Source organism: Wenzhouxiangella sp. XN24, from assembly GCF_011064545.1.
Classification (GTDB): domain Bacteria; phylum Pseudomonadota; class Gammaproteobacteria; order Steroidobacterales; family XN24; genus XN24.
On the sequence record NZ_JAAMFG010000034.1, the window covers coordinates 593,404 to 618,237 of the forward strand.

Here is a 24,834-nt window from a genome sequence, read left to right on the forward strand (position 1 = left end):
CCGGCTAGCGCACGATGCTGCGCGTGGCGTCCCGGATGGAGGCCGCGAAGATGTCCAGCTCGGGGTGGTCCGCGGCGAGCTTCTCGATCTCGGCGAGCGCCTCGGACAGCTTGAGCCCGCTGCGATAAAGCAGCTTGTAGCCGTGGCGGATGTTCGCGATCTGCGCGGCGCTGAAGCCGCGCCGTTTCAGGCCCTCGGAGTTGATGCCGTGGGGCCGCGGCGGGGAGCCGCCGACCATGACGTAGGCCGGCACGTCCTGGCTGACGCCGGCGTACTTGCCGAGAAAGGAATGCGCGCCGGCGCGGCAGAACTGGTGCAGGCCGGCGAAGCCGCCGAAGATCACCCAGTCGTCTACGCGGCAGTGACCGGCCAGCCCCACGTTGTTCGCCAGGATGACGTTGTTTCCCACCACGCAGTCGTGCGCGATGTGGGCATAGGCCATGATCCAGTTGTCGTTGCCGACGCGGGTGACGCCCTCGTCCTGCACGGTGCCGCGATTGATCGTCACGCACTCGCGAATCGTGTTGCGATCGCCGATTTCCAGGCGCGTCGGTTCGCCGGCGTATTTCTTGTCCTGCGGTTCGTCGCCGATCGAGGCGAACTGGAAAATCCGGTTGTCGCGGCCGATCACGGTCGGGCCCTGGATCACCACGTGGGGACCGATGGAGGTACCTGCACCGATCTCGACGCCCGGGCCGATGACGGAATAGGGCCCGATGGAAACTGTCTCGTCGATCCGCGCATCGGGCGCGATGATCGCGGTCTGGTGAATCACGCCTTGCCTCCTTCCGGCGCCACCATCATCACCGCGGAAGCGACCACTTTGCCGGCCACGCTCGCCTCGGTGCGAAAACGCCAGATCGTCCTGATGCGACGCTCGATCGTCGCCTTGAGGATGAGTTGATCGCCGGGCACGACGGGCGCGCGGAACCGCGCCTCGTCGATGCCGACGAAATAGAACGTCGAGTGCTCTGTCGGTTCGACGCCCGCCGTGCGGAACGCCAGCACGCCGGCGGCCTGGGCCATTGCCTCGATGATCAGCACGCCGGGCATGATCGGCCGGCCGGGGAAATGGCCCTGGAAAAAAGGCTCGTTGAAGGTCACGTTCTTGAGCGCCGTGATCTCCCCGCCGGGCGTGTGGGAAAGGATGCGGTCGATCAGGAGAAATGGGTAACGATGCGGCAGGTAGACCAGGATCTGCTGCAGGTCGAGCGTGCCGTCGTCAGCCATTACGTTCTCCGTCACCGTCGTTGCCGTCCTCGGCCGTTATGCCGTCGCGCCCCTGCCCTGCTTCGCCCTCCGCGCGCTCGAGTTGCGCCACGCGCTTCGCCAGCGTGTCGAGCTGGCGAAAACGCGCTGCATTGCGCCGCCAGCGGCTCGCATCGTCCACCGACAGGGCGCCCGAGTATACGCCCGGCTTACGGATCGAGCGGCTCACCATGCTCAGCCCCGTCACGACCGTGCCATCGGCGATCTGGAGATGCCCCGCGATGCCGACCGCGCCCGCGATCATGCAGTTGCGGCCGATGGTCGTGCTGCCGGAGATGCCGGCGCAACCGGCGACCACCGTATGGGCCCCGATGCGGACGTTGTGCGCCACCTGGATCTGGTTGTCCAGCTTGACGCCCGCCTCGATCACCGTGTCTTCGATCGCACCCCGGTCGATGGTAGTGTTGGCGCCGATCTCGACGTCGTCGCCGATCGTGACGCCACCGAGCTGGGGCACCTTGATCCAGCCCTCCGGCTCGCGCGCGAGCCCGAAACCGTCGGCGCCGATGACCGCCCCCGGATGCACCAGCACCCGCGCCCCGAGGCGCACGCCATGGCACAGGGTCACGTTGGCCACCAGGCGCGTGCCGGCGCCGATCTCGACCCCCGCGCCCACCACGCAATTCGGTCCGACATAGGCGCCCGCGCCGATGACGGCGCCGTCCTCGACCACCGCGCCAGGAGCGATGCATGCATCCGGCGCGACCCGGGCGCTGCCGTCGACGACCGCGCCCGCGCGGATGCCCGGCACCACGGCCGGCCCCGGGTGCAGTTCCGCGGCAATCCGCGCGTAGGACGCGTAAGGATTCGAGGACAACAACACCGCGACGGGGCACTCCGCCGCGAACTCGGGCGAGAGGATGACGACGCCCGCCTGCGTCCCGGCCAGCTGCTTGCGGTACTGCGGATTCGCGAGGAACGACACGGCATCCGGCCCCGCGTTCTGCAAGGTCCCCACGCGCGTGACACGCGTCTCCGGGTCACCGCGCAGCTCCAGGCCGTGGCGGATGGCGAGTTCGCCCAGGCTCAGCGCCATGCCGGGGCGGCCGGTCTCAACCGCCCTGGTGCCGGCGCTGCAATACCTGCAGCACCTGCCGGGTGATGTCGATCGTATCGCTGGCGTGAATAAAACCTTCCACCAGCACCAGGTCGTAGCCCTGGGCCTGGCCGTAGGCCTGGATCTCGGTGATGAACAGCCGCTGCAGTTCGCCGAGCCGCTCGTTGCGGCGCAGGTTCAGGTCTTCGACGAACTCGTTCTGGGCGCGCTGGAAATCCCGCTGGCCGTCGCGGAAGTTCTGCTCGAGACGGCGGCGCTCGTCGTCCGAGATGAAGTCCTGGCCCTCTTCGAGACGCTTCTCGATCGCCACCAGCTCCTCGCGCTTGGCACGGATCTCCCGCTCGCGGGGAGCGAATTCCTCGGTGAGGGAGCGCTGCAGCGCCATGGCCTGCGGCGCCTCCTCGAAGAGCAAGTTGAGCTTGACGACGCCGATGCGGGTTTCGGCCAGCGCGGCGGCGGGCGCCGCCGCCAGCGTGGCCAGCAGCAGGGCGGCGAGAGTTCGAGTCATTGCGTTCATACGTACGCTGTCCTCATCAAGAGTTTTGTAATTTGATCCCGGCCGTCAGAACGCCGAGCCGATGGAAAACTGGAACCGTTCCAGCCGGTCGCCGGGCTCGCTGTTCAACGGGAACCCGTAGCTGAATTTGAACAGGCCCAGCGGCGCCAGCCATTGGGCCGAGAAGCCCGCAGAATACCTGAGGTCCGAGGCAGAGAGCTCAAAGTTCTCCGGCTCTCCGGTCTCAGGATCGAAAAAGGGCGTCGTGTCACTGGAGAATATATTACCGGCGTCGACGAACAAACTGAAACGCGTCGTGCTCGCGACCGCCTCGGGGGACGGCAGCACGAGCTCCAGCTGGGAACTTGCGCGCACGTTGCCGCCATAGGGATTGTTGTTCGTGTCGCGCGGCCCCAGCCAGCCCTCGCGGTAACCGCGCACCGTCCCGGGGCCGCCGCCGAAGAAACGCTTGAACGGCGGGATTTCCGTGGTGTCGCCCACTGCGTCCGCGTAGGAGATGCCCGCATTCAACTCGAAGAACGTCGGCCCGATGAAAGGGAAATACCGCAGCAGCTCGTAAGTGGCCACGTAGTATTCCACGTCACTGCCGGGCACCGTGTAGTTGAGTGACACGCGGTGACGCGCGCCGCGGTTCGCAAACAGCACCCGGTTTCTCGAATCGAACACCCAGCCGAGCAGCAACTCGTAGGACTGGAACTGGCTCTCGACCAGCGTGGAGCCCGCCACGTCGAAGACCTCCGAGTCGCCGTTCAAGAGCACCCAGCGCGAGGACTGCAGCGGACTGAACTGGTTCGTGAGCAGCTTCGTGTCGAGCAGCTGCATGCCGAAGCGCAGGCGCGTGAACTCCGAGATGGGGTAGCTGTACTCCAGGCCGAGGGACGCCGTCTTGGCGCTGAACTCGGAGGCGCCCGAGACGAACTGCGTGACGTCGCGGTAACCGGCGGACACCGTGCGCGCCACGCCGTCGGGCGTCACGTACGGGTCCGTGTGCAGGAAACTGTAGACCGTGCTGAAGCGCCCGGTGTTGACGTCGGCCTCGATGCGGTTGCCCGTGCCGAGGAAATTCGTGTGCACGAAGTTGGCGTTCAGGAGTACGCCCTGCAGCCCCGAGTAGCCGATCCCTCCGCCGAAACTGCCCGGCAGGCCTTCCTTGACGCTCATCTCGATATCGACGAGATCGTCGCTGTCCACCACCGGGAGCGTCTCTTTCTTGACCTCCTCCACGAACGGCAGGCGACGGATGCGTTGCTCGGAGCGTTCCAGCGCGCGGTTCGACAGGTAGCCGCCCTCCATCTGGCGCATTTCCCGGCGCAGCACCTCGTCGTTGATGCCCGTCGTGCCGGCGAAATGAATGCGTCGCACGTAGGCGCGCTTGCCCGGATCGATGAAGAAGGTGACCGCCACGCTCTGGCCGTCCTCGGAGATTTCCGGCACCGGATCGACGCGCGCGAATGCGAAGCCCTCCTCGCCGAGGCGGAAGGTGATCAGTTCCGCCGACTGGGTCAGCTGCCGGCGCGAAAACGTCTCGCCGGGCTTGACCACCACGAGGCGGTTCAGCTGCTCCTCCGGCACCACCATGTTTCCGGCGAGGCGGATGTCGGAGATGCGGTAGGGCTCGCCCTCGTCAATGTTGACCGTGATGTAGATGCCCTGGCGGTCCGGCGAGATCTGCACCTGCGTCGAGACCACTTCGAAATTGGCGTAGCCGCGATCCATGTAGTAGGACTGCAGGGCCTCCAGGTCCCCGACGAGCGCCTCGCGCGAGTACCGGTCGTCCTGGCGATACCACGACAACCAGTTGCCGGTCGTGAGTTCGAACTCGGAGCGCAGCTCGTCGTCGTCGAAGACCTCGTTGCCGATCAGTGTGATCTGGCGGATCCTGGCGCGCTCTCCCTCGTTGATGACCACGCTGATGTCGACGGTGTTTTCCGCCTCGTTCTCCCTGACGTTCGCCTCGATCTTGACGCTGTACTTGCCGCGGGCATAGTACTGGTCGGTGAGGAACTGCTTCACGTCTTCGAGCACCGGCCGATCGAAGGTCCGGCCGCGGGTCAGGCCCACGCCGACCAGCGACTCCTCCAGGTCCTCCGTCTTGATGTCCTTGTTGCCGGTGAAAGTCAGCCGACGGATAGAGGGGCGCTCGCGCACGGCGATCACCAGCGTATCGTCGTCGCGGCGCAGCTCGACGTCGGAGAACAACCCGGTGCCGAACAGCACGCGGATCGCCTCCGCGATGCGCGTGGCGTCCAGCCGGTCGCCGAGGCTGACCGGCAGGTAGTTGAACACGGTGCCCTCGGCGATGCGCTGCAGGCCCTCCACACGCATGTCGCGCACCACGAAGTCGTCGCCCTGCTGGGCGAATGCCGGCGCGGTCGTGGTTGCCAGGGCGATGCACAGGATCGCCATCCCGATCGAGAGAAGCTGTTTCACTCGCACCTCAGCCAGTCGCCAGCCGGACGATGTCGTTGTAAAAGGCAAAGGTCATGAGCATCAACAGCATGACGATCCCGACCTGCTGGCCGACGATCTGCGCGCGCTCCGACACCGGGCTGCCCTTGGTGATCTCGACGACCTGGTAAACGATCTGCCCGCCGTCCAGCAACGGGATCGGCAGCAGGTTGATGATCCCGAGGCTGATACTGACGACCGCAAGAAAGGCGAGAAACGTGGTCAATCCCGCGGCGGCGGTGAATCCGGCGACCTGCGCGATGTTGATCGGCCCGCTGATGTTCTTCACCGAAACCTGGCCGAGCAGCATGCGCCCCATCATCGTCACGGTGAGTGCGGACATGCGCCAGGTCTCGCCGACGGCTTCGGTCGCCGCCCCCAGCGGACCGTAACGCTGCTCGGTGCGCGCCGGGTCCCACAGCTCGGGGGTGACCAGCGGTCCGGCGCCGATGCGCCCCACGAGCTCACCCTCGTCGTCGGCCGCGCCGATGAACAAGGGCATGACCTGGCGGCTGCCGTCCCGTTCCAGCGCCAGGTCCACCGTCTCGCCGGGATGCGCGCGGATGAAAGCGACCCATTCATCCCAGTTCTCCAGTGGCCGCCCGTCGGCGCTCACCAGGCGGTCGCCCTGCCGGAGTCCGGAACTGGCGGCGGTCCCTTCGGGCAGCACTTCCCCGATGACTGCGGGGAGCTCGGGGCGCCATTGCTGGATCCCGAGTTGCGGAAACATGACACCCGGCTCCGAGAGGTCATGGGTGTCGCCGTCGTAGCTGATCTGCACCGTCGCCCGGCTGCCGTCGGTCCGTTCCAGTTCGAGCGTGGCCCGGCCGCCCGGCACCATGGCCTGCAACATCTCCAGCTGCGCCGCCATCATGGTGTCCGTCCGGGCATCATCCACGGCCACGATGAGGTCTCCGGCGCGCAATCCCGCTTCCGCGGCCGGCGAATCCGGCTCGATGGCGCCGACCAGCGGCTTCATCGCCGGCACGCCGACGACGAACATGAGCCAGTAGGCGGCGATGGCGAACAGGAAATTGAACGCCGGCCCCGCGAACAGCACGGCGATGCGCCGCGACGGCGGCTGCCGGTTGAAACAGCGTTCCAGGTCCTCGGGAGCGACGTTGCCTTCGCGCTCGTCGAGCATTTTCACGTAGCCGCCCAGGGGGATGGCCGATACCCAGTACTCGGTGCCATCGGCGCCCGTCCGGCGCCACAGGGGCCGGCCGAACCCGATCGAGAACCGCAGGACCTTGATGCCAAGGCGCCGTGCGACCCAGAAATGCCCGAACTCGTGCACCGCCACCAGCACCGCGATGGCAACTACGAAAGCCAGGGCCGAGGTCAGTATTCCGCTCAAAATGTTCCTCAGGTCGCAAAGGTCTTCCGCCGGCAAGGCGCCGGCGAAGGGTTAGAGTGCCAGATCCCGTATTTTCTCCTCGGCCGACAGCCGGGATTCCGCATCCAGCGCCAGGATCGCCTCGAGGTCGGCCGGATCGGGACCCGCATATTGTGCCAGAACCGAGTCGATGACCGACGAAATCGAAGTGAAACCGATCGTGCCCGCGAGAAAAGCCGCGACCGCCGCCTCGTTTGCCGCGTTCAACACGACGGGGGCCCCGCCCCCCGCCTGCGCCGCCGCGATCGCCAGGCCCAGGCACGGGAAACGCTCCGGCTCGGCGGGCCTGAAACTCAGTTGCCCGAGCGCGACGAGATCCAGTGGCGTGGCGCCGGACAGCATCCGCTCGGGCCAGCCCAGTGCATGGGCGATCGGGGTGCGCATGTCCGGGTTGCCGAGTTGCGCCAGCACCGAGCCGTCCCGGTACTCGACCAGCGAGTGCACGATGCTCTCCGGGTGGATCACCACCCTGACGCGCTCCGGGCCGACCCCGAACAGCCAGCAGGCCTCGATGATCTCCAGGCCCTTGTTCATCATGGTCGCCGAATCCACCGAGATCTTGCGCCCCATTTCCCAGTTCGGGTGGCGACAGGCCGCGTCGGGCGTCACGCCCGCGAGCGCCTCCAGCGGGGTGTCCAGGAACGGCCCTCCCGATGCCGTGAGCAGGAGGCTGACCACGCCCGCCCCGTCGGGGTCGTTGCGGCCGTCCGGCAGGCACTGGAACAGCGCGTTGTGCTCGCTGTCGATTGGCACCAGCGTGCCGCCCGAGGCGGCCAGCGCCTCGTTGAGCAGCCGCCCGGCCATCACCACCGCTTCCTTGTTGGCCAGCAGCACGCGCTTGCCCGCGCGGGCCGCGGCGAGGGTCGGCAACAGCCCGGCCGCGCCGACGATCGCCGCCATCACGGCATCCACGTCCTCGCGCCGCGCCGCATCCTCGAGCGCCGCGGCGCCGGAGCGCACCTCCACGGCCAGGCCCTCCGCCGCCACCGCGGCCGCGAGCTCTGCCGCGGCGTCGTCGTCGGCGAGCACGGCGACCGACGGCGAGAACCGGCGGCACTGCTCCAGCAGCACGCGCCAGTTGCGACAGCCGGTCAGCGCGCGCACCGCGAAGCGTCCCGGGTTGCGCGCCACGACATCCAGCGTACTGACGCCCACGCTGCCGGTGGCGCCGAGAATGGCCAGGCCGATCAAGGCGACACCAGCCAGCGCAGTCCGATGACGTAGACCGGCAGCGCGGCGAGGAGGCTGTCGATGCGATCGAGCACGCCGCCGTGGCCCGGAAAGACCTGGCCCGTATCCTTCAGGCCGATGCTGCGCTTGAGCATGCTGATGCCGAGATCGCCGATCACGGAGACCGCCGCCACCGCCAGCGACAGCGCCGCGACGTGCGGCGCCGGGACGTCGAACCACCAGGCCGCGCCCAGGCTGACCAGCGCCACGAAGGCCAGGCCACCGAACAGCCCTTCCCAGGTCTTGCCCGGACTGACCTGCACGGCCAGCTTGATGCGCCCGAAGCGGCGCCCGACGAAATAGGCCCCCACGTCGGCGGCCGCCACGACGACGAACAGGTAGAGAGCCCACCAGGCGCCGAAAGCGTCGGTCTTGAGAACGTGGGCGAAAGTCAGCCAGGCCAGCGGCAGGATGACGAGCCCGGAGAGCGCCACGGCCGGGCGCGGAACAGCCACGGGGAAACGCGCCAGCAGCACGGCGGTTGCGACCCATACGAGCAGCTGGAGCCACAGGAACGGGGCCGGCATGTCGCCGGTGGGCGTCCACCACGCGAGCCAGCCGATCAGCAGCGCGGTCAGCAGGGTGTATGCCGCGCGGATCACGGGCCGCGCCGCCTGGGCGAGTCCGGCCCACTCCCAGGCCGCCACCAGCAACAGGAGGCCGAACAGCACGACACCGACGTCTTCCGAGGCGAAAAACAGCACGGTGAGCAGCGCAATCACCAGCAACAGCGCCGTGATGATCCGCTCCTTCAGCATGCATCGTCCTCCAGGGCGTCCTCGAGCTGCTCGGATATCCGGCCGTAGCGCCGTTCCACGCCGCGGAAACGGTCGAGCGCCTTGTCCAGGTCCTGTTCGTCGAAGTCCGGCCACAGGCGATCCGTGAACCAGCATTCCGCGTAGGCCAGGTTCCAGAGCAGGAAATTGCTGATGCGGTGGTCGCCGCCCGTGCGGATCAGCAGGTCCGGGTCCGGTAACCCGGCGAGGGCGAGCCGATCCGCGAACATCGCGTCGTCGATCGCCTCCGGATCCAGCCGGCCGGTCGCCACCTCGCGGGCGAGCGCCCGCGTCGCCGCGACGATGTCCCAGCGCCCGCCGTAGGCGAGCGCGATCACCAGCGTGAGCCGCGTGTTGTCCCGGGTGGTTTCTTCCGCCGCCGTCATCCGCGCCTGCAGCGTGTCCGACAAGCCGCTCCGGTCACCGATGAACATGAGCCGGACGCCGTTGCCGTGCAATTCGTCCACCTGGCGATCCAGCGCTTCGACGAACAGCCGCATCAGCGCACCCACCTCGCGGCTCGGCCGCCGCCAGTTCTCGCTGGAAAATGCGAACAGGGTGAGGACGCCGACGCCGCGTCGGGCGCAGGCCTCGACGATGCGGCGCGCCGTCTTGACGCCGGCGCGGTGCCCCGCCTGGCGAGGCAGGGTGCGCTGCTTCGCCCAGCGACCATTGCCGTCCATGATGACGGCGACGTGGGCAGGAATGTCTGGAACGTTCACCGGATGTGCGCCAGGCCCTGCGGGCTCAGACCTCCAGGAGTTCCTGTTCCTTCTCCTCGACGACCTTGTCCACGATCGCGATGTGCTTGTCGGTCAACTGCTGGATCTCCTCGTGCGCGCGGCGATCGTCGTCCTCGCTGATCTCCTTCTCCTTGAGGAGTTCCTTGACCGTATGCAGGGCATCGCGGCGGATGTTGCGGATCGCGACCTTGGCGTTCTCGCCCTCGTGGCGCACCACCTTGCCCATGTCGCGGCGCCGTTCTTCAGTCAGCGGCGGCAGCGGCACGCGGATGACGGTCCCCGCGGTGTTGGGGTTCAACCCGAGGTCCGAGGTCATGACCGCTTTCTCGACGGCCTGCACCATGGTGCGCTCCCAGGGCGTGATCGTCAGCGTGCGCGAATCCTCGACCCCGATGTTCGCCACCTGGCTAAGCGGCACGGGGCTCCCGTAGTACTCGACGGTGATGTGATCGAGCAGGCTCGTGTGGGCCCGGCCGGTGCGCAGTTTCTTGAGCTCGTTGCGCAAGGCGTCGATGCTCTTGACCATGCGTTCAGCGGCGTCTTTCTTGATGTCCTGCAACATGCTGGTCCCCTCTCACGCGTCCGCGGCGGAGTCGGCAGCCCGGGTCACCAGGGTGCCGATATCCTCGCCGTTGATGATCTTGAGCAAATCGCCCTTGGTGTGGACGTTGAACACGCGCAACGGCAGGTCGTTGTCCCGACACATCACCACGGCGGTGGCGTCCATGACCCCGAGCCGGGCATCGAGCACCTGGTCGTAGGTGAGACGCGTGTAGCGCTCGGCATCCGGGAACTTCGCCGGATCCGCCGAGAACACGCCGTTGACCTTGGTCGCTTTCAGCAGCAGGTCCGCGTTCATCTCGATCGCCCGGAGGCTCGCCGCGGTGTCCGTGGTGAAGAAGGGGTTGCCCGTGCCGGCGGCGAGGATCACCACGCGGCTCTTCTCGAGGTGCCGGATCGCGCGGCGCCGGATGTAGTCCTCGCAGACCTCGTTGATCTTGATGGCCGACATCACCCGCGCATGCACGCCGAGCTTCTCGAGGGCGTCCTGCAGCGCCAGCGAGTTGATCACCGTGCCCAGCATGCCCATGTGGTCGCCGGTGACGCGGTCCATGCCGCCCTGCGCCAGCCCCGCGCCGCGGAAGATGTTGCCGCCGCCGATCACGACCGCCACCTGGATCCCGAGTTCGCGCACGTCGCGCAACTCGCCGGCGATACGGTTGATCACTTCCGGATCGATGCCGTAGTCCACGCCCCCGAGGAGCGCCTCGCCGCTCAACTTGAGGAGGATTCGTTTCGGAATTTTCCGGGTCATCTCGCCCCCCGAGATCTGTGTCCTGGCAGAGCCTGCCGCAAAAAAGAACCCCGCTGTCCGCGGGGCCCCAAAGCTTACCTCATCTGCGGGCGCCGTGACCCATGGCCAGCGAGATAAAGCGTCGCAAGGGCCGCGGCTCAGCCGCCACGCACCTGCGCCATCACTTCCTCGACGAAGTTGTCGGCCTTCTTCTCGATCCCTTCGCCGACCTCGAAGCGCACGAAGCCCGCGACGGTCGCGTCGTGGCTGGACAGCAGCTTGCCCACGGTCGTGTCCGGATCCTTGACGAAGGGCTGGCCGACCAGTGTGATCTCGGCAAGCTGCTTGCGCAGCCGCCCTTCCACCATGCGGGCCACGATCTCGGCCGGCTTGCCCTCGCCTTTCGCCTGCTCGACGAGAATCTCGCGTTCCTTGTCCAGGAAGTCGCCGGGGATCTCGCTCTCGTCGATGTACTGCGGACGCGAGGCCGCGACATGCATCGCCAGGTCGCGGACCAGGGCCTCGTCGCCACCCTCGATGGCGACCAGCACGCCGATCCGCGTCCCGTGCAGGTAACTGCCGATCGTGCCGGTGGACTCCAGGATGGCGAAGCGGCGCACGCCGATGTTCTCGCCCAGCTTCGCGACCAGGCCGCGGCGCGTCTCCTCGACGGTGGAATCGCCGAGCGGCAGCGCCAGCAGCGCCTCCAGGTCCGCCGGGCGCTGCTCCAGCACCAGTTCGCCGACGGTATCCGCGAACCCCTTGAAGTCGTCCCCGCCCGCCACGAAGTCGGTTTCGCAGTTGATCTCGACCACGACACCGGTGTGCTGGTCGCTCGTCGTCTTGACGACCACCAGCCCCTCGGCGGCGATGCGGCCGGCCTTCTTGTCGGCCTTCGCGAGCCCCTGCTTGCGCATGTGCTCGATCGCGGCCTCGATGTCGCCGTCGGTCTCCACGAGCGCCCGCTTGCACTCCATCATGCCGGCGCCCGTGCGCTCGCGAAGTTCCTTGACCAGGCTTGCTGAAATACTCATATCCGGATACCTCGCTTACTCTGCGGCGGGCTTGGGCGCTTCGTCGGCGGCCGGGGCCGCAGCGTCCTCGCCTGCCTGCTGGAGTTCGGCGCCCTCGGTCTCGGCGACCTGGGGACCCGCGGTGGGCGGCGCCGGCTTCGCGGCGGGCCGGGGAGCGCCGTCCTTGCGCGCGGGGGGGGCACGGTCGTCGACCTCGACGAAGTCGTCCTCGCCCTGCGGCACCTGCGGCACGGAGGCCTTGCCTTCCAGCACGGCGTCCGCGATGCCCGCGGTGTAGAGGCGGATCGCGCGCATGGCGTCGTCGTTACCCGGGATGACGTAGTCGATGCCTTCCGGCGAGCAGTTGGTATCGACGATCGCGACGATCGGGATGCCCAGCTTGATGGCTTCCAGCACGGCGATCCGCTCGTGCTCGATATCGACGATGAACAGCACGTCGGGCAGCGAGCCCATGTTCTTGATGCCGCCCAGGCTGCGCTCGAGCTTTTCCATCTCGCGCTTCAGGCCGAGGACCTCTTTCTTGGTCAGGCTCTCGAAGGTGCCGTCCTCGGACATCTGCTCGAGCTCGAACAGGCGCTTGATCGACTGGCGCACCGTCTTGTAGTTCGTAAGCATGCCGCCGAGCCAGCGATAGCTGACGAAGGGCATGCCGCAACGCTCGGCTTCCTTCTGGATGGATTCGCGCGCGGAGCGCTTGGTGCCGACGAACAGCACGCTGCCGCCGTCGGTGGCGAGCTTGCGGACGAAGTCCTGCGCCTTGAGATAAAGCGGCAGGGTCTTCTCGAGGTTGATGATATGAATCTTGTTACGTTCGCCAAAGATGTAGGGTGACATCTTCGGGTTCCAGAAACGGGTCTGGTGGCCGAAATGAACGCCGGCCTCCAGCATCTGGCGCATGGAGATAGAAGCCATGTTGTACTCCTTCGGGTTGAGCCTCCACGCACCCCACCCGGCAACCCGCTTTCCCGAGGAAAAGAAGGCACCCAGCCGGGCGTGACGGTGCGTGTGTGGGATTTAATTGCGATTAAGGCGCGCGCTTTATACCATAGGCCGCCGCTCCGGACAATCTCCCCGGAGGCGCCGGGGCCACATAAGTGGTTGAACCGGGATGAAGTTCTCCCCCACGAACAGCACAATGCCAACGCGGGCGAATATCGAGAGGCCGCGGCTCGGGAGGCCGCAGACACCATGCCGGTAACGATCAAGAAAACGGCTGCGGAACGAGACGGCATGCGGGAAGCCGGGCGCCTTGCGGCGCAGGTCCTCGACATGATCGGCGAGCATGTCCAGCCAGGGGTTTCGACCGAGGAGCTGGACTCGATCTGTCACCGCTACATCACCAAGACCCTGGAGGCTGTCCCCGCGCCGCTGAACTACCGCGGTTTCCCCAAGTCGATCTGCACCTCGGTCAACCACGTCGTGTGCCACGGCATCCCCGGCGAGCGCAAGCTGAAGAAAGGCGACATCGTCAACATCGACATCACGGTGATCAAGGACGGCTGGCACGGGGACACCAGCCGGATGTTCTACGTGGGCGAGCCGACGGTCATCGGGCGGCGGGTCAGCGAGGTGGCGCACGAGGCAATGCGCATCGGCATCGACATGGTCGCGCCCGGCGTGCGGCTCGGCGACATCGGCCATGCGATCCAGGCCTGGGTCGAGGCGCAGAACTGCGCGGTCGTGCGGGAGTACTGCGGGCACGGCATCGGCCGGGAATTCCATGAAGACCCCCAGGTGCTGCACTACGGCAAGCCGGGCACCGGCCTCGAGCTGCTGCCCGGCATGACCTTCACCATCGAGCCCATGGTCAATGCCGGCAAGCGCCAGGTGCGCCTGTTGCCCGACAACTGGACGGTCGTGACCAAGGACCATTCGTTGTCCGCCCAGTGGGAACACACCATCCTGGTCACCGAGGACGGCCACGAGGTGCTCACGCTGGGCGCTTCGGGGCAGGTTTGAGCGCCTCCGTGGACGGCAGCGAACAAGTCGCCGCGGCGGACCGGCCGGACCTGCCGGCCGAAGACGGCGCGCCCGGGCCGGACACCGTGCGCCAGTTCCGCAGCGTCCTCGACGGCGGCGATGCGGAGTTGCGCCAGCGCTTCACGGCCGACGAGCCGGTCGAGCACCTGGTACGCGAGCGGGCGAGGCTCATCGACATCGTCCTGGTGCGCGCCTGGCGCCTGCACCTCGGCGAGGTCGCAAACCAGCTCGCCCTCGTCGCGGTGGGCGGCTACGGCCGCGGCGAACTGCACCCCTGTTCGGACATCGACATCATGGTGATCGTGCCGGACGGCGACACCGCGGCCTGGCGCGACCGGGTGTCGGGTTTCCTGACCTTTCTCTGGGACATCGGCCTCGAGGTCGGCCACAGCGTGCGCTCGATCGCCGACTGCGCGCGCGAGGCGGAAGCCGACGTCACGGTCGTCACCACGCTGATGGAGTCCCGCCTGCTGGACGGGACCGCGGGCCTGTTCGAAGCCATGCAGGACGTCACGGCGCCCGACAAGCTGTGGCCGCCCCAGGCCTTTTTCACGGCGAAGTGCGCCGAGCAGACCGCCCGCCATCATCGCTACCACGACACGGCGCACAACCTCGAACCGAACATCAAGGGCAGCCCGGGGGGACTGCGCGACATCCAGGTCGTCTGCTGGCTCGCGCGCCGCCACCTCGGCATCGGCAGCCTTCACCAGCTGGCGCAACACGGGTTCCTGACCGACTACGAGTATCGCCGCCTGCTCGCGGGGCAGAATTTCCTGTGGCGCATCCGCTGGGCGCTGCACACCGTGACGGGCCGGCGCGAGGACCGCCTCCTGTTCGACCACCAGGTGAAGCTCGCGCAGATGTTCGGCTACGAGGACGCCAGCTTCACCCTCGCGGTCGAACAGTTCATGCAGAAGTACTACCGCACGGTGCAGGAACTGGCGCGGCTCAACGAAATGCTGCTGCAGCTTTTCGAGGAAGCCATCCTGCTCGACCCGGCGGCGCCCCCGCGCCCGCTGAACGCGCGCTTCCAGGTACGCAACGATTTCCTCGAAGCCACCGACGAAGAAGTCTTCGAGCGCACGCCCGCGGCGCTGCTGGAAATCTTCCTGTTGCTGCAGCAGGAACCGGGCCTCAAGGGCGTCAGCGCCGGCACCATCCGCCGCGTGCGACGCGCATTGCCGCTGATCGACGAAGAGTTCCGGCAGAACCCGCGACACCATCGGTTGTTCATGGACATCATCCGCGCGCCGGAGGGCGTCACGCACGAGCTCAGGCGCATGAATCGCTACGGGGTGCTCGGCCGCTACATCCCCGCCTTCGGGCGCGTCACCGGGCGCATGCAGTTCGACCTGTTCCACGCGTACACGGTGGATGCGCACACGCTGTTCGTCGTCTCGAACCTGCGGCGCTTCGCGCTGGCGCGTTTCGACCACGAAATGCCGATGTGCAGCCGCATCATGCAGTCGCTGCCGAAGCAGGAACTGGCCTACCTGGCCGGACTGTTTCACGACATCGCCAAGGGGCGCGGCGGCGACCACTCGGAGCTCGGCGCAGTGGACGCCGAAGCGTTCTGTCTCGAACACGGCCTTTCGCCCTACGATGCGCGGCTCGTGGCCTGGCTGGTGCGCAACCATCTCGTGTTCTCCATCACCGCGCAGAAAAAAGACATCCACGATCCCGCGGTGGTCGCAGAGTTCGCCCGCCGGGTCGGCGACGAGGCGCATCTCGATTACCTGTACGTGCTGACCGTGGCGGATGTTCGCGGCACCAGCCCGAAACTCTGGAACGCGTGGAAGGCCTCGCTGTTCGAAGAGTTCTACGACAGCGTCAAGCGCGCCCTGCGGGCGGGACTGGAGTCGCCGATCGATTCCGAACAGCTGATCGCGGAAACCCAGGCCGAGGCGCTGGCCCTGCTCGCCGCCCGCGGGATCCGCGAGGCGCGCGCCCGGGAAGTCTGGGGCGGATTCGCCGGCGAGTATTTCCTGCGCCATACGCCGGAGGAGATCGCCTGGCACATCCGCGTGCTGGCGGGACTCGAGGACCGGGGCGAGCAATCCGCGGTCTCCGTCGAGGAGCAGACGGGACGCGGCGGCACCGCCATCATGGTCTGCACGATGACCGGCCAGCACAGCTTCGCGCGCGCCACGGGGGCGCTGGACGAGCTCGGCCTGAACATTCTCGATGCGCGCGTCGTGCCGGTGGGCGACGGCCGCAACGTCCACACCTACGTGGTGCTGGAGAACGACGGCTCGCCGATCGGCGACGCGGAACGGCTGCAGCAGATCGAGGCCGCCGTGCGCAAGGCCACGCTGGAGCACGGCGGGGGAATGCCGACCGTGCAGCGCCAGCCGCCCCGCCAGGTGCGGCTCTTCTCGACCCCCACCCGGATCGCCTTTTCCGAGGACCTCGACGGCCGGCGCACGGTGATGGAGCTGGTCGCCGCCGACCGGCCGGGGCTGCTGTGCGAAGTCGGCAAGGCCTTCGTGGAAATCAACGCGTCCCTGCGCGCAGCGAAGATCATGACCATCGGCGAGCGCGCCGAAGACGTGTTTTACATCACGACGCTGGAAGGCGACACGCTGGACGCCGGGCAGCGCGAGGCGCTGGGACACCAGCTCAGGGCGCGGCTGGACGAGGCGGCCGCGACACGTTGAAGACCCCGCAGCACGACAGGCAGGCAAACGCATGAATCCGCTGCTCGACAGGCTTCATCCCTATCCTTTCGAGCGGCTCGCCGCACTCACGGACGGCGTCGCGCCGCCCCCGGACCGGCCGCACATCGCGCTGTCCATCGGCGAACCCCGGCATGCGCCCCCGGCGTTCATCGGCGCCGCCTTGAGCGCGGCGCTCGACCGTCTCGCCGTGTATCCCAAGGCCGCGGGGCTGCCCGAGCTGCGCGCGGCCTGCGCCGCCTGGCTGGAGCGCCGCTACGCCCTGCCGGCCGACGCCGTCGATCCCGCCACCATGGTGATCCCCGTCAACGGCACGCGCGAAGGCCTTTTCTCTTTCGTCCAGGCGGTGCTCGATCCCGCAGCGGGCGGCCTCGTGCTGATGCCGAACCCCTTCTACCAGATCTACGAGGGCGCTGCGCTGCTCGGCGGGGCGACGCCCTGCTACCTCGACACGACGGCGTCGACCGGCTTCCTGCCGGACCTGGACGCGGTTTCCGAGGAGACCTGGGAGCAATGCCGCATCCTGTTCATCTGCAGTCCCGGCAATCCCACCGGCGCGGTCATGGACGAGGCCTACCTGCTGCGTGTGCTCGAGCTGGCGGAACGCTACGACTTCGTCGTCGCCGCGGACGAGTGTTACGCGGACATCTATCTCGACGAAGGCGCGCCGCCCCCCGGACTGCTCGGCGCCTGCCTGCGCGCCGGCAACACGAGTTTCACGCGCTGCGCCGTGTTCCACAGCCTGTCGAAGCGCTCCAGCGTTCCCGGGCTGCGCTCCGGCTTCGTCGCCGGCGACCCGGCGATCATGGAGCGCTTCAGGCTGTACCGCACTTACCACGGCTGCGCCGTGCCGGAGATGGTGCAGTTGGCCAGCGTCCCGGCCTGGGCCGACGACGCCCATGCCCGGAGCAACCGGCAGCTTTACCAGCAGAAGTTCGATGCCGTCGTGCCGATTCTCGCCGCAGTCATGCCCGTCGAGCGGCCTGCGGCGGCCTTCTATCTGTGGCTGGCCGTCCCCGGCGACGACGAGGCCTGGACGCGCGACCTGTACGCTGCGGAGAATGTCACGGTCCTGCCCGGCCGCTACCTGTCGCGCGACCACGCCGGCGGCAATCCCGGGCACGGCCGGGTGCGCATCTCGCTGGTCGCCGAACCGGAGACCTGCATCGAAGCGGCGCAACGCATCGCGCGCTTCGCGTCCGCACGCCACCCAACCGCCTGAGATCGATCGGAGAAGCTCATGAGCACGCTGCAGGAAACGATAGAAGGCGCCTTCGAGGAACGGCAGCGTTTCTCGCCGGACGACACGCCCGCCGCGGTCCGCCAGGCGGTGGCCGAAGCCATCGATGCGCTCGACGACGGGCGCGAGCGCGTGGCGGAAAAAGTGGATGGCGCCTGGGTCGTCAACGAGTGGCTCAAGAAAGCCGTCTTGCTGTCGTTCCGCATCGAGGCCAACCGGCTCGTCGAAATGGGCGCGCTGCGCGGCTGGGACAAGGTGCCCCTGAAATACTCCGGCTATGACGCGGCGGCCTTCGGGGCGGCGGGCGCACGGATCGTGCCGCCCGCGATCGTGCGACGCGGAGCCTACATCTCCGCAGACGCCGTGCTCATGCCCAGTTACGTGAATATCGGCGCCTGGATCGGGCCGGGCACGATGGTGGACACCTGGGCCACGGTCGGCTCCTGCGCGCAGATCGGCGCGCATGTGCACCTGTCGGGCGGCGCGGGGATCGGCGGGGTGCTCGAGCCGCTGCAGTCCAACCCGACCATCATCGAGGACCACTGTTTCATCGGCGCCCGCTCCGAAGTCGTCGAGGGCGTCATCGTCGAGGAAGGCGCGGTAATCTCGATGGGCGTGTTTCTCGGCCAGAGCACCCGCATCTATGACCGGGAACGCGACGAAGTCACGTACGGGCGCGTGCCGGCCGGCGCGGTCGTCGTGCCCGGCTCATTGCCGTCGAGTGACGGCCGCTGCCACCTGGCCTGCGCGGTCATCGTCAAGCGCGTGGACGCCGCGACGCGCGCGAAAGTCGGCATCAACGAACTGCTGCGCGCGGCGCGCTAGCGAACACCGCGGGGCCGCGCCGGATCCCCGCAACACGAAGGTCGCATGAAAGTGGACTTCCGATTCCCGGCCTGTTGCCGGTCAGTCCTGCTGCTGCTCGGCGCCGTGCTCTGCTCGGGCTGCGGCGCGCTGACCGTGGTGAATGCACTGAGCCCGTCCGAACATTACGTCGCCGAAACCGGCCAGGCCTACGGCGACGCGCCGCGCCAGCGGCTGGACGTCTACCGTCCCGACGCCGCCGCGCCGGACGCGCCGGTGGTGGTGTTCTTCTACGGCAACGGCTGGAGAGAGGCATCGCGCAGCGACTTCGAGTTCGTCGCTGCGGCGCTGACCGAAGTGGGTTACATCGTCGTGATCCCCGACTACCGGGGCCATCCCGACGCCACGTTCCCGCGCTTCGTGGAAGATGGCGCCGCCGCCGTCGCCTGGACCGCAGGACACGTCGACGGGGTCCGGGACGGCCGTCGCAGGCTGTTCCTGGCGGGGCACTCCGCGGGGGCGCACATCGCCGCCATGCTCGCGTTCGATCGGCGTTATCTCGATGCACTGGAGGACCCGCCACCGGTCGCGGGTTTCATCGGGCTCTCCGGGCCCTACGACTTCCTCCCGCTCGAGGAGGGCTACCTGCAGGAAGTCTTCCCGGAGTCCTTGCGCGAGCGGAGCCAGCCCATCAATTTCGTGTCCGCCGATGCGCCGCCGACACTGTTGATCCATGGCGCGGACGACACGCGGGTCCTGCCCGGGAACAGCGTCCACCTGCTGCAGGCGTTGCGCACCCACGATGTGCCGGCGACGCTCGAGATCTATCCCGACACGGGCCATGCCCGGGTGGTCGCGGCGCTGGCGCCGCCCCTCGGATTCCTCGGGGACACGCTCGGCGACATCGTCGAATTCATCGCGGACACGCCACGCTGAACCGCGGAGCGCCGGCCAGCCCCGATCCGCCGAAGCGCGCGGCCGGGGCCGTGGATCAGCCTGCGTCGTCCTCCTCGTCGGTCTTGCCGAGCGCCTCGGCGAGCCGCTTGCTCTTGACGTGTCGCACGTCGCGGCCGGCGACCTGGTAGACCACCAGTTTCGCCATGTTCTTCGCATGATCGCCGATGCGCTCGATGGCCTTGATGATCAGCACGGACTCGGCGGCCACCGGCAGCAGCGAGGGCGTGGACACGAGGCCCTCGTGGATGGCGCGCAGCGCATCCTTGTATTCGATATCGAGCAGCTTGTCGCGTTCGGCCACCTGGATCGCGAGGTTCTCGTCCTGCTCACGGATCGCGCGCAGGACTTCGACCAGCGAATGCTCGGCCGCAATCGCCATCCGCTTGACGGAATCGCGATAGGCGTCGATGGGATCCTGTTCGTCCACGATCATGCGGCGCGCGATCTTGGCGATCTTCTTGGCCTCGTCGCCGACGCGTTCCAGTTCGGTGAAGCTCTTGAGCATCACGATCACCGAGCGCAGGTCCACCCCCATCGGCTGGCGCCTGGCGATCACCTGGATCGCCATTTCCTCGCCCTGGGTGTCGTAGGCGTTGATTTGTTTCTCGCGGGCCACGACCTCCTGGGCCAGTTCGTCATCCCGCTCGAACAGCGATCGCGTTCCGTCCCGCACCTGGGCTATGGCGAGGTCGCCCATGTCCAGCAGTACGCCCGAGAGGCGCTTCAATTCCTCGTCGAAACTCTGCACCGTGTGTCCGCCGTGCCCGTCGCTCATGATCTTCTTCTCCTCGTGGACCCAGGATGGCCGCCGCCTACGCGACACGGCCCGTGACATACGCTTCGGTCAAACGGTGCCGGGGCGTCGTCAGCAATTCGTCAGCCGCGTTCACCTCGATGAGGCGTCCGGCATGCAGAAAGGCGATACGCCGGGCGACCCGCCCCGCCATCTGCATGGACTGCACGGTCAGGATAACGCTGCAACGGGTCGCAAGACCATGCACCAGGTCTTCAATGCGCGCCGCCGCCGTGGGATCGAGACCCTGGCAGGGATTCTCGAACAATAGCACCTGCGGCTCGAGCGCCAGCGCGCGGGCGATGCACAGGCGATGCAGCTGCTCCGGCCGCAGCCCCTCGGGTGACGCACGCAGGCGTTCGCGGACGTCATCGAACAGGCCCGCCAGCTGCAGGCTGTCGCGGACGCGGCGTTCCAGTTCGGTGCGATCCGGCGCCAGGCCGTGGATGCGCGCGCCGTAGGCCACGTTGTCGAACACCGACATGCGGAAGGCCGTCGGCTGGGCAGGCAAGAGCACGACCCGTGCGCGCAAGGCGAGGACATCGACACCGGGCGCACGCAGGTCTTCGCCGTCGAGCAGCACGCGACCCACCGTGCGATAGATCGAATCGAGATCCATCATGCGATTGAGCGAGCGCAGCAGGGCCGTCTTGCCCGCGCCCAGCGCGCCGACGATGGCCGTGACCTCGTGGCGGCCGAAACTCAGGTCCACGCCGGTCACGAGGGGTTCCTGCCCGCGGAATACGCTCAGCCCCTGGCACTCCAGGACCGGATCAGGATGCCCTGGCGAGCCGGCCGGGCGGACCCTTGCCACACCCTCCGCGGCCGGCGCGCCCGACTCCGGATGCGCGCTCATGCCGCGCGCCCGCGCCGCTCGAGCAGCCAGCCCAGCAGGCCCAGCAGCAACACCACCGCGAGCAGCGTCAGCGCGGCTGCGGCGGCCTTCGCGGCAAACAGCTGGCCCGGCAGTTCGGCCCAACGAAATACCAGCACCGGCAACGGAATGCCGGGTTCGGCCGGCGATGCGGGCAACCCGGCGGCGAACGCCGCGAATCCGACCAGCAGCAGCGGGGCGGCCTCGCCGAGCGCCCGCGCCAGCACGGTGAACGCGCCGCCGAGCATGGCGGGCGCCGCACGCGGCAGGACATGCCCGGCCACGACCTGCAGCGGCGCGGCCCCCATTGCGTAGCCCGCCTCCCGACCCGCGGCCGGCACCCGTCTCAGCGCCGCCTGCCCCACCATCACGATCCTGGGCAGCATCACGAGGCCCAGCACGGCGCCGGCGAGCAGCGGCGTCCCGACCGGCAGGCCGAGCACGACGACCAGGCCGCCGAAACCCAGCAATCCGTAGATGACGGGCGGCAGCATCGCCAGGTGGTGCAGGCTGCGGTTCACCAGGGCCGCACCGCGCCCCCGCCGGGCGATTTCTTCGAGGTAGACCGCCACGCCGAGGCCGAGCGGGATCGCCACCAGCAGCACCGGCAGCAAGGCCAGCCCGGAGGCGATCACGGCGCCGGCGATACCGGCGGTCTCGGCATCGATCGAATCCGGCTGCAGGAAAGTGATCGCACCGAGGCCGGGCCCCGCATGGCGCAACAGGTCGAGCAGGGGCAGCGCGAGGAGCGCCACGAGCAGCCACGCCCCGGCACGGGCGAGTGCGCGCATCGCACGCTCGCGGCGCTGCCGGCCGGCAGCGATTTCAGAAGATCGGCGAAGGGGCGACATCGGATCTCCGTAACAGGCGCAGCGCCCAGGCGTTGAGCGGCAGCACGATGATGACGAGAAACAGTCCCAGTACGAAGGGTAGCTGAGTTCTGACGTTGTCGAGGGCATGGGTGCCCGACATGAGCGCGACCATCTGGGCGGTCAGCGTCGTCGTGGCCCCCAGCGGATCCACGCTCCAGGTGGCCACCAGGCCGGCGGCCATCAGCACGATCACCGTCTCGCCGAGCGCGCGCGATACGGCGAGCAGCACCGCCGCACCGATGCCGGGACGTGCCTGGGGCAACACGATATCCCGCAGCGTCTCCCAGCGGGTCGCACCGAGGCCGAGGGCCGCCTCCGCCGCGCCCCTGGGCACCCGGTCGAGCGCCTCTTCGAGACGCACCGTCAACACCGGCAGCAACATGATGCCGACGGCCACGCCGGCCGCGAGCGTGCTCTGGGTCGCCGCGGCCATCCCCAGGCTCGCAGCCGCGGCCGCCACCAGGGGGCCGAGCGTGAGCACGGCGAACAGGCCGTAGACGACGGCCGGCACGAGGGCGGCCAGGCGCATCGCCACGCGCCAGCGTGCGCGCCGCCTCGCGCCGGTCCAGGCATAGCTGTGCAGCGCGGTCGCCAGCGCCAGCGGCAGGGCGACGAGCAAGGCGATCAGCGCGACCATGACGCTGCCGAGCAATACGGGAAGCACCCCGAAGGCGCCCTCGCCGACCGCCTGCGCGGCGCGAATGGCGCTCTCCGGACTCCAGTGAGTGCCGCCGAGAAATGCCAGCGGCGACACCTGCAGGAAGAAATTCATCGTGGGCACGAGCAGGGTCACCCAGACCAGCGCCAGCACGCCTGCCGCCAGGCCCGTACTCCCCCACAGGGCCAGGCCGACCGAGCGTTGCAGCATGCGTCCCACGGGCGCAGCACGGCGCAGCAACGCCAGGCCGACAAGGAGGGCCAGCAGCACGCCGAGCAAGGCCAGGGCCAGCACCATGGAGCCGACCTTCGGGCCCAGCGAGAAACTCGCCGGCTGGCCCCGCGTCAGCGCGGGCTCGGGCGAAGCACCCGCTACCGGCACCAGGCCGAGCGCCAGCAACCAGCCGCCCGGACCGATGGCCCCCGGCGAAAAGAAGCCCGCGACGAATTCGTCGAGCCCCGGCACGAAGTCGCGGTGCGCCCTCTTGACGTAGAGGTAGAGCGCGCGCGCCAGCGGATAATCGCCCGCCGCGATGCTCGACATATCCGGGCACACGCCATCGATGCAGACGGCCGCCACGCGTCCGGCGTTGCGCACCAGCGTGCCGAAACCGAACACCCCCACGGCCACCGGGTCGGCCTGGAGCCTCGCCACCAGTCCGTCGTCGTTCTCGCCCGCATCCACCCAGGCGCCGTCGCGCCGCAGCTCACCGCAGCGGGCGGGATCGAATCCCGACTCCGGATTCGTCCGCAGCGCGGCGCGGCAGGCGGGTTCGATGGCGAGCCGGGCGAAGCTGTCGCGCGTGCCCGAGGTCGCCGGGGGGCCCAGGACGCGAATCGGCATGGCCGGCAGACCGGCGCCGATCTCGTTCCAGTGCGTGTAGGGGTTCGCGATCCAGCGCGAGCCCCCTGCGGGATCCGGCACCCGCTGCGCGAGCGCGAGCCAGAGCTGGGTGCGGGTGAGGCTGCGCAGGCCGGCATCCGGATGGGCCCCGATCACGATCCCGTCGCGCCCCACCTCGAACTCGCTCATCGGCACCGCGCCCGCCACGCGGCAGGCACTGGCCTCCTCGGGCGTCATCGCCCGTGATGCGATCGCCACGTCGGGCGTGGCCGGCCCGAGGCCTTCGCAGAACCACGCAATGCCGGCCCCGGTGCCCATCGGCAGCACGAGTGCACCACGGCCGACCTCGCGCTGCGCCACGGCCACCGCGAAGGGGTACATCGTGGAAGAGCCCGCCACCAGGGGATGATCACGAACGCCGGCGGCCGTATCGCGCGTTCCTTCGGCGGCGGCAGCGGCAACCGCAGGCGCCGGCCAGGCAAGCAGCGCCGCCAGCAGCAGGACGATGGACGGCCCGCGCCTAACCGAAGCGTCCCGTGACGTAGTCACTGGTGCGCTTCGCTTTCGGATTCGTGAACACCGTCTCGGTGTTGCCGTACTCGATGAGGCGGCCGAGATACATGAATGCGGTGTTGTCGGAAACACGCGCCGCCTGCTGCATGTTGTGGGTCACGATCACGATCGTGTAATGGCCCTTCAACTCGTCGATCAGCTCCTCGATCTTGGCGGTGGCGATCGGGTCGAGCGCCGAGCAGGGCTCGTCCATCAGCAGGATCTCGGGATCGGAGGCGATCGCCCGCGCGATGCACAGGCGCTGCTGCTGCCCGCCCGAGAGCCCCAGCGCCGATTCCGTCAGCCGGTCCTTGGCCTCGTTCCACAGCGCCGCGCCGCGCAAGGCCCGCTCGCAGGTCTCGTCCAGCACCTTGCGGTTCCTGACGCCGTCGACGCGCAGCGGGTACACGACGTTCTCGTAGATCGACATGGCGAAGGGGTTCGGCTTCTGGAAGACCATGCCCATCCGCTTGCGCAGTGCGATGACGTCGATCGCCGGCTTACAGATGTTCTCGTCGTTGACGATGATCTCCCCGGAGATTTTCAGGTTGTCCACCAGGTCGTTCATCCGGTTGAGCGAGCGAAGCAGCGTGGACTTGCCGCAACCGGAGGGTCCGATCAGTGCCGTCACGAGACCTTTCTGGATCTCCATGTCGATGTCGTACAGCGCCTGCGCCTCGCCGTACCACAGGTTGTAGCTGCGCACGTCGAGGGCCGGCCCGTCCGGTGCCTTGGTGAAATGGTAATTCGTGGGCTCGATGGCGCCGGACGTGACGCCGGACGCTTGCTGGGCAACCGAATTCATCGGCAGGCCTCCATTGG

At 68.2% G+C, this 24,834-nt stretch carries 23 protein-coding genes; 5 read left to right on the forward strand and 18 right to left on the reverse strand.

Annotated elements, in window-relative coordinates; translation table 11 throughout:
- Window positions 1-4: 4 nt before the first annotated feature.
- From lpxA to rpsB, 13 genes are all read right to left on the reverse strand, one after another.
- Window positions 5-775 carry an acyl-ACP--UDP-N-acetylglucosamine O-acyltransferase gene (gene lpxA, locus G6032_RS10490; protein WP_165282062.1) on the reverse strand — a complete coding sequence of 257 codons (771 nt, stop codon included), beginning with the start codon at window positions 773-775 and terminating at the stop codon, window positions 5-7.
- Window positions 772-1,230, reverse strand: a complete 459-nt coding sequence (gene fabZ / locus G6032_RS10495; protein ID WP_165282063.1) for a 3-hydroxyacyl-ACP dehydratase FabZ — start codon at window positions 1,228-1,230, stop codon at window positions 772-774. The genes lpxA and fabZ overlap by 4 nt, the downstream gene beginning before the upstream one ends.
- Window positions 1,223-2,305: a UDP-3-O-(3-hydroxymyristoyl)glucosamine N-acyltransferase gene (lpxD, locus tag G6032_RS10500; protein ID WP_165282064.1), complete on the reverse strand. Its 1,083-nt coding sequence runs from the start codon at window positions 2,303-2,305 to the stop codon at window positions 1,223-1,225. Before lpxD ends, fabZ begins: the two co-directional genes overlap by 8 nt.
- A 16-nt stretch (window positions 2,306-2,321) precedes the next feature.
- Complete coding sequence (locus G6032_RS10505) at window positions 2,322-2,843, reverse strand: OmpH family outer membrane protein (protein ID WP_165282065.1); 522 nt, start codon at window positions 2,841-2,843, stop codon at window positions 2,322-2,324.
- Window positions 2,844-2,888: 45 nt separating this feature from the next.
- Entirely contained in the window at window positions 2,889-5,273 is a 2,385-nt protein-coding gene (gene bamA, locus G6032_RS10510) for an outer membrane protein assembly factor BamA (protein ID WP_165282066.1), read from the reverse strand.
- 7 nt (window positions 5,274-5,280) lie between these two features.
- Window positions 5,281-6,648 (reverse strand): RIP metalloprotease RseP, encoded by a 1,368-nt coding sequence (gene rseP / locus G6032_RS10515; protein WP_206211914.1) that lies wholly within the window; start codon window positions 6,646-6,648, stop codon window positions 5,281-5,283.
- A gap of 51 nt (window positions 6,649-6,699) precedes the next feature.
- Window positions 6,700-7,878 carry a 1-deoxy-D-xylulose-5-phosphate reductoisomerase gene (gene ispC / locus G6032_RS10520; protein WP_165282067.1) on the reverse strand — a complete coding sequence of 393 codons (1,179 nt, stop codon included), beginning with the start codon at window positions 7,876-7,878 and terminating at the stop codon, window positions 6,700-6,702.
- Window positions 7,875-8,675 (reverse strand): phosphatidate cytidylyltransferase, encoded by an 801-nt coding sequence (locus tag G6032_RS10525; RefSeq protein ID WP_165282068.1) that lies wholly within the window; start codon window positions 8,673-8,675, stop codon window positions 7,875-7,877. The genes ispC and G6032_RS10525 overlap by 4 nt, the downstream gene beginning before the upstream one ends.
- On the reverse strand, window positions 8,669-9,415 hold the full coding sequence (gene uppS / locus G6032_RS10530) for a polyprenyl diphosphate synthase (protein WP_346763798.1): 747 nt from the start codon (window positions 9,413-9,415) through the stop codon (window positions 8,669-8,671). The genes G6032_RS10525 and uppS overlap by 7 nt, the downstream gene beginning before the upstream one ends.
- A gap of 25 nt (window positions 9,416-9,440) precedes the next feature.
- Window positions 9,441-9,998, reverse strand: a complete 558-nt coding sequence (gene frr, locus G6032_RS10535; protein ID WP_165282069.1) for a ribosome recycling factor — start codon at window positions 9,996-9,998, stop codon at window positions 9,441-9,443.
- Window positions 9,999-10,010: 12 nt separating this feature from the next.
- Window positions 10,011-10,751, reverse strand: coding sequence for a UMP kinase (gene pyrH, locus G6032_RS10540; RefSeq protein ID WP_165282070.1), 741 nt, complete (start codon window positions 10,749-10,751; stop codon window positions 10,011-10,013).
- A 137-nt stretch (window positions 10,752-10,888) separates the two neighbouring features.
- Window positions 10,889-11,764, reverse strand: a complete 876-nt coding sequence (tsf, locus tag G6032_RS10545) for a translation elongation factor Ts (protein WP_165282071.1) — start codon at window positions 11,762-11,764, stop codon at window positions 10,889-10,891.
- A gap of 15 nt (window positions 11,765-11,779) precedes the next feature.
- Window positions 11,780-12,676: a 30S ribosomal protein S2 gene (rpsB, locus tag G6032_RS10550; RefSeq protein ID WP_165282072.1), complete on the reverse strand. Its 897-nt coding sequence runs from the start codon at window positions 12,674-12,676 to the stop codon at window positions 11,780-11,782.
- Window positions 12,677-12,952: 276 nt separating this feature from the next.
- On the opposite strand from rpsB, the gene map reads away from it, so the two are divergent.
- The 5 genes from map to G6032_RS10575 are packed head-to-tail and all read left to right on the forward strand — an operon-like array spanning window position 12,953 to window position 19,399.
- Window positions 12,953-13,723 (forward strand): type I methionyl aminopeptidase, encoded by a 771-nt coding sequence (gene map, locus G6032_RS10555; protein ID WP_165282073.1) that lies wholly within the window; start codon window positions 12,953-12,955, stop codon window positions 13,721-13,723.
- Window positions 13,720-16,401, forward strand: coding sequence for a [protein-PII] uridylyltransferase (gene glnD, locus G6032_RS10560; RefSeq protein ID WP_165282074.1), 2,682 nt, complete (start codon window positions 13,720-13,722; stop codon window positions 16,399-16,401). The genes map and glnD overlap by 4 nt, the downstream gene beginning before the upstream one ends.
- A gap of 31 nt (window positions 16,402-16,432) precedes the next feature.
- Entirely contained in the window at window positions 16,433-17,641 is a 1,209-nt protein-coding gene (gene dapC / locus G6032_RS10565) for a succinyldiaminopimelate transaminase (protein WP_165282075.1), read from the forward strand.
- Between the two features lie 18 nt (window positions 17,642-17,659).
- The gene (gene dapD, locus G6032_RS10570) at window positions 17,660-18,484 is read left to right on the forward strand and encodes a 2,3,4,5-tetrahydropyridine-2,6-dicarboxylate N-succinyltransferase (RefSeq protein WP_165282076.1); all 825 of its coding nucleotides are present in this window, start codon (window positions 17,660-17,662) and stop codon (window positions 18,482-18,484) included.
- A 45-nt stretch (window positions 18,485-18,529) separates the two neighbouring features.
- On the forward strand, window positions 18,530-19,399 hold the full coding sequence (locus G6032_RS10575) for an alpha/beta hydrolase (protein WP_165282077.1): 870 nt from the start codon (window positions 18,530-18,532) through the stop codon (window positions 19,397-19,399).
- 55 nt (window positions 19,400-19,454) lie between these two features.
- Here the strand turns inward: G6032_RS10575 and phoU are convergent, their stop codons facing one another.
- From phoU to pstB, 5 genes are read right to left on the reverse strand one after another with little or no spacing between them, the layout of a single operon-like run.
- Entirely contained in the window at window positions 19,455-20,195 is a 741-nt protein-coding gene (gene phoU / locus G6032_RS10580; protein WP_165282078.1) for a phosphate signaling complex protein PhoU, read from the reverse strand.
- A 37-nt stretch (window positions 20,196-20,232) separates the two neighbouring features.
- Window positions 20,233-21,069, reverse strand: coding sequence for an ATP-binding cassette domain-containing protein (locus G6032_RS10585; RefSeq protein WP_165282079.1), 837 nt, complete (start codon window positions 21,067-21,069; stop codon window positions 20,233-20,235).
- Entirely contained in the window at window positions 21,066-21,938 is an 873-nt protein-coding gene (locus G6032_RS10590; RefSeq protein ID WP_165282080.1) for an ABC transporter permease subunit, read from the reverse strand. Before G6032_RS10590 ends, G6032_RS10585 begins: the two co-directional genes overlap by 4 nt.
- On the reverse strand, window positions 21,913-24,009 hold the full coding sequence (locus G6032_RS10595) for a substrate-binding domain-containing protein (protein ID WP_165282081.1): 2,097 nt from the start codon (window positions 24,007-24,009) through the stop codon (window positions 21,913-21,915). Before G6032_RS10595 ends, G6032_RS10590 begins: the two co-directional genes overlap by 26 nt.
- A complete protein-coding gene (pstB, locus tag G6032_RS10600; RefSeq protein ID WP_165282082.1) occupies window positions 23,981-24,817 on the reverse strand; it encodes a phosphate ABC transporter ATP-binding protein PstB in 837 nt (278 codons plus the stop codon). Before pstB ends, G6032_RS10595 begins: the two co-directional genes overlap by 29 nt.
- Window positions 24,818-24,834 lie beyond the last annotated feature (17 nt).

Coding starts and splice junctions, on each gene's coding strand:
- lpxD (WP_165282064.1), bottom strand. CDS start 2,305: ATGGCGCTGAGCCTGGGCGAACTCGCCATCCGCCACGGCCTGGAGCTG.
- dapD (WP_165282076.1), top strand. CDS start 17,660: ATGAGCACGCTGCAGGAAACGATAGAAGGCGCCTTCGAGGAACGGCAG.
- dapC (WP_165282075.1), top strand. CDS start 16,433: ATGAATCCGCTGCTCGACAGGCTTCATCCCTATCCTTTCGAGCGGCTC.
- fabZ (WP_165282063.1), bottom strand. CDS start 1,230: ATGGCTGACGACGGCACGCTCGACCTGCAGCAGATCCTGGTCTACCTG.
- phoU (WP_165282078.1), bottom strand. CDS start 20,195: ATGAGCGACGGGCACGGCGGACACACGGTGCAGAGTTTCGACGAGGAA.
- G6032_RS10525 (WP_165282068.1), bottom strand. CDS start 8,675: ATGCTGAAGGAGCGGATCATCACGGCGCTGTTGCTGGTGATTGCGCTG.
- G6032_RS10590 (WP_165282080.1), bottom strand. CDS start 21,938: ATGTCGCCCCTTCGCCGATCTTCTGAAATCGCTGCCGGCCGGCAGCGC.
- rpsB (WP_165282072.1), bottom strand. CDS start 12,676: ATGGCTTCTATCTCCATGCGCCAGATGCTGGAGGCCGGCGTTCATTTC.
- pstB (WP_165282082.1), bottom strand. CDS start 24,817: ATGAATTCGGTTGCCCAGCAAGCGTCCGGCGTCACGTCCGGCGCCATC.
- pyrH (WP_165282070.1), bottom strand. CDS start 10,751: ATGACCCGGAAAATTCCGAAACGAATCCTCCTCAAGTTGAGCGGCGAG.
- G6032_RS10575 (WP_165282077.1), top strand. CDS start 18,530: ATGAAAGTGGACTTCCGATTCCCGGCCTGTTGCCGGTCAGTCCTGCTG.
- map (WP_165282073.1), top strand. CDS start 12,953: ATGCCGGTAACGATCAAGAAAACGGCTGCGGAACGAGACGGCATGCGG.
- G6032_RS10585 (WP_165282079.1), bottom strand. CDS start 21,069: ATGAGCGCGCATCCGGAGTCGGGCGCGCCGGCCGCGGAGGGTGTGGCA.
- frr (WP_165282069.1), bottom strand. CDS start 9,998: ATGTTGCAGGACATCAAGAAAGACGCCGCTGAACGCATGGTCAAGAGC.
- tsf (WP_165282071.1), bottom strand. CDS start 11,764: ATGAGTATTTCAGCAAGCCTGGTCAAGGAACTTCGCGAGCGCACGGGC.
- G6032_RS10505 (WP_165282065.1), bottom strand. CDS start 2,843: ATGAACGCAATGACTCGAACTCTCGCCGCCCTGCTGCTGGCCACGCTG.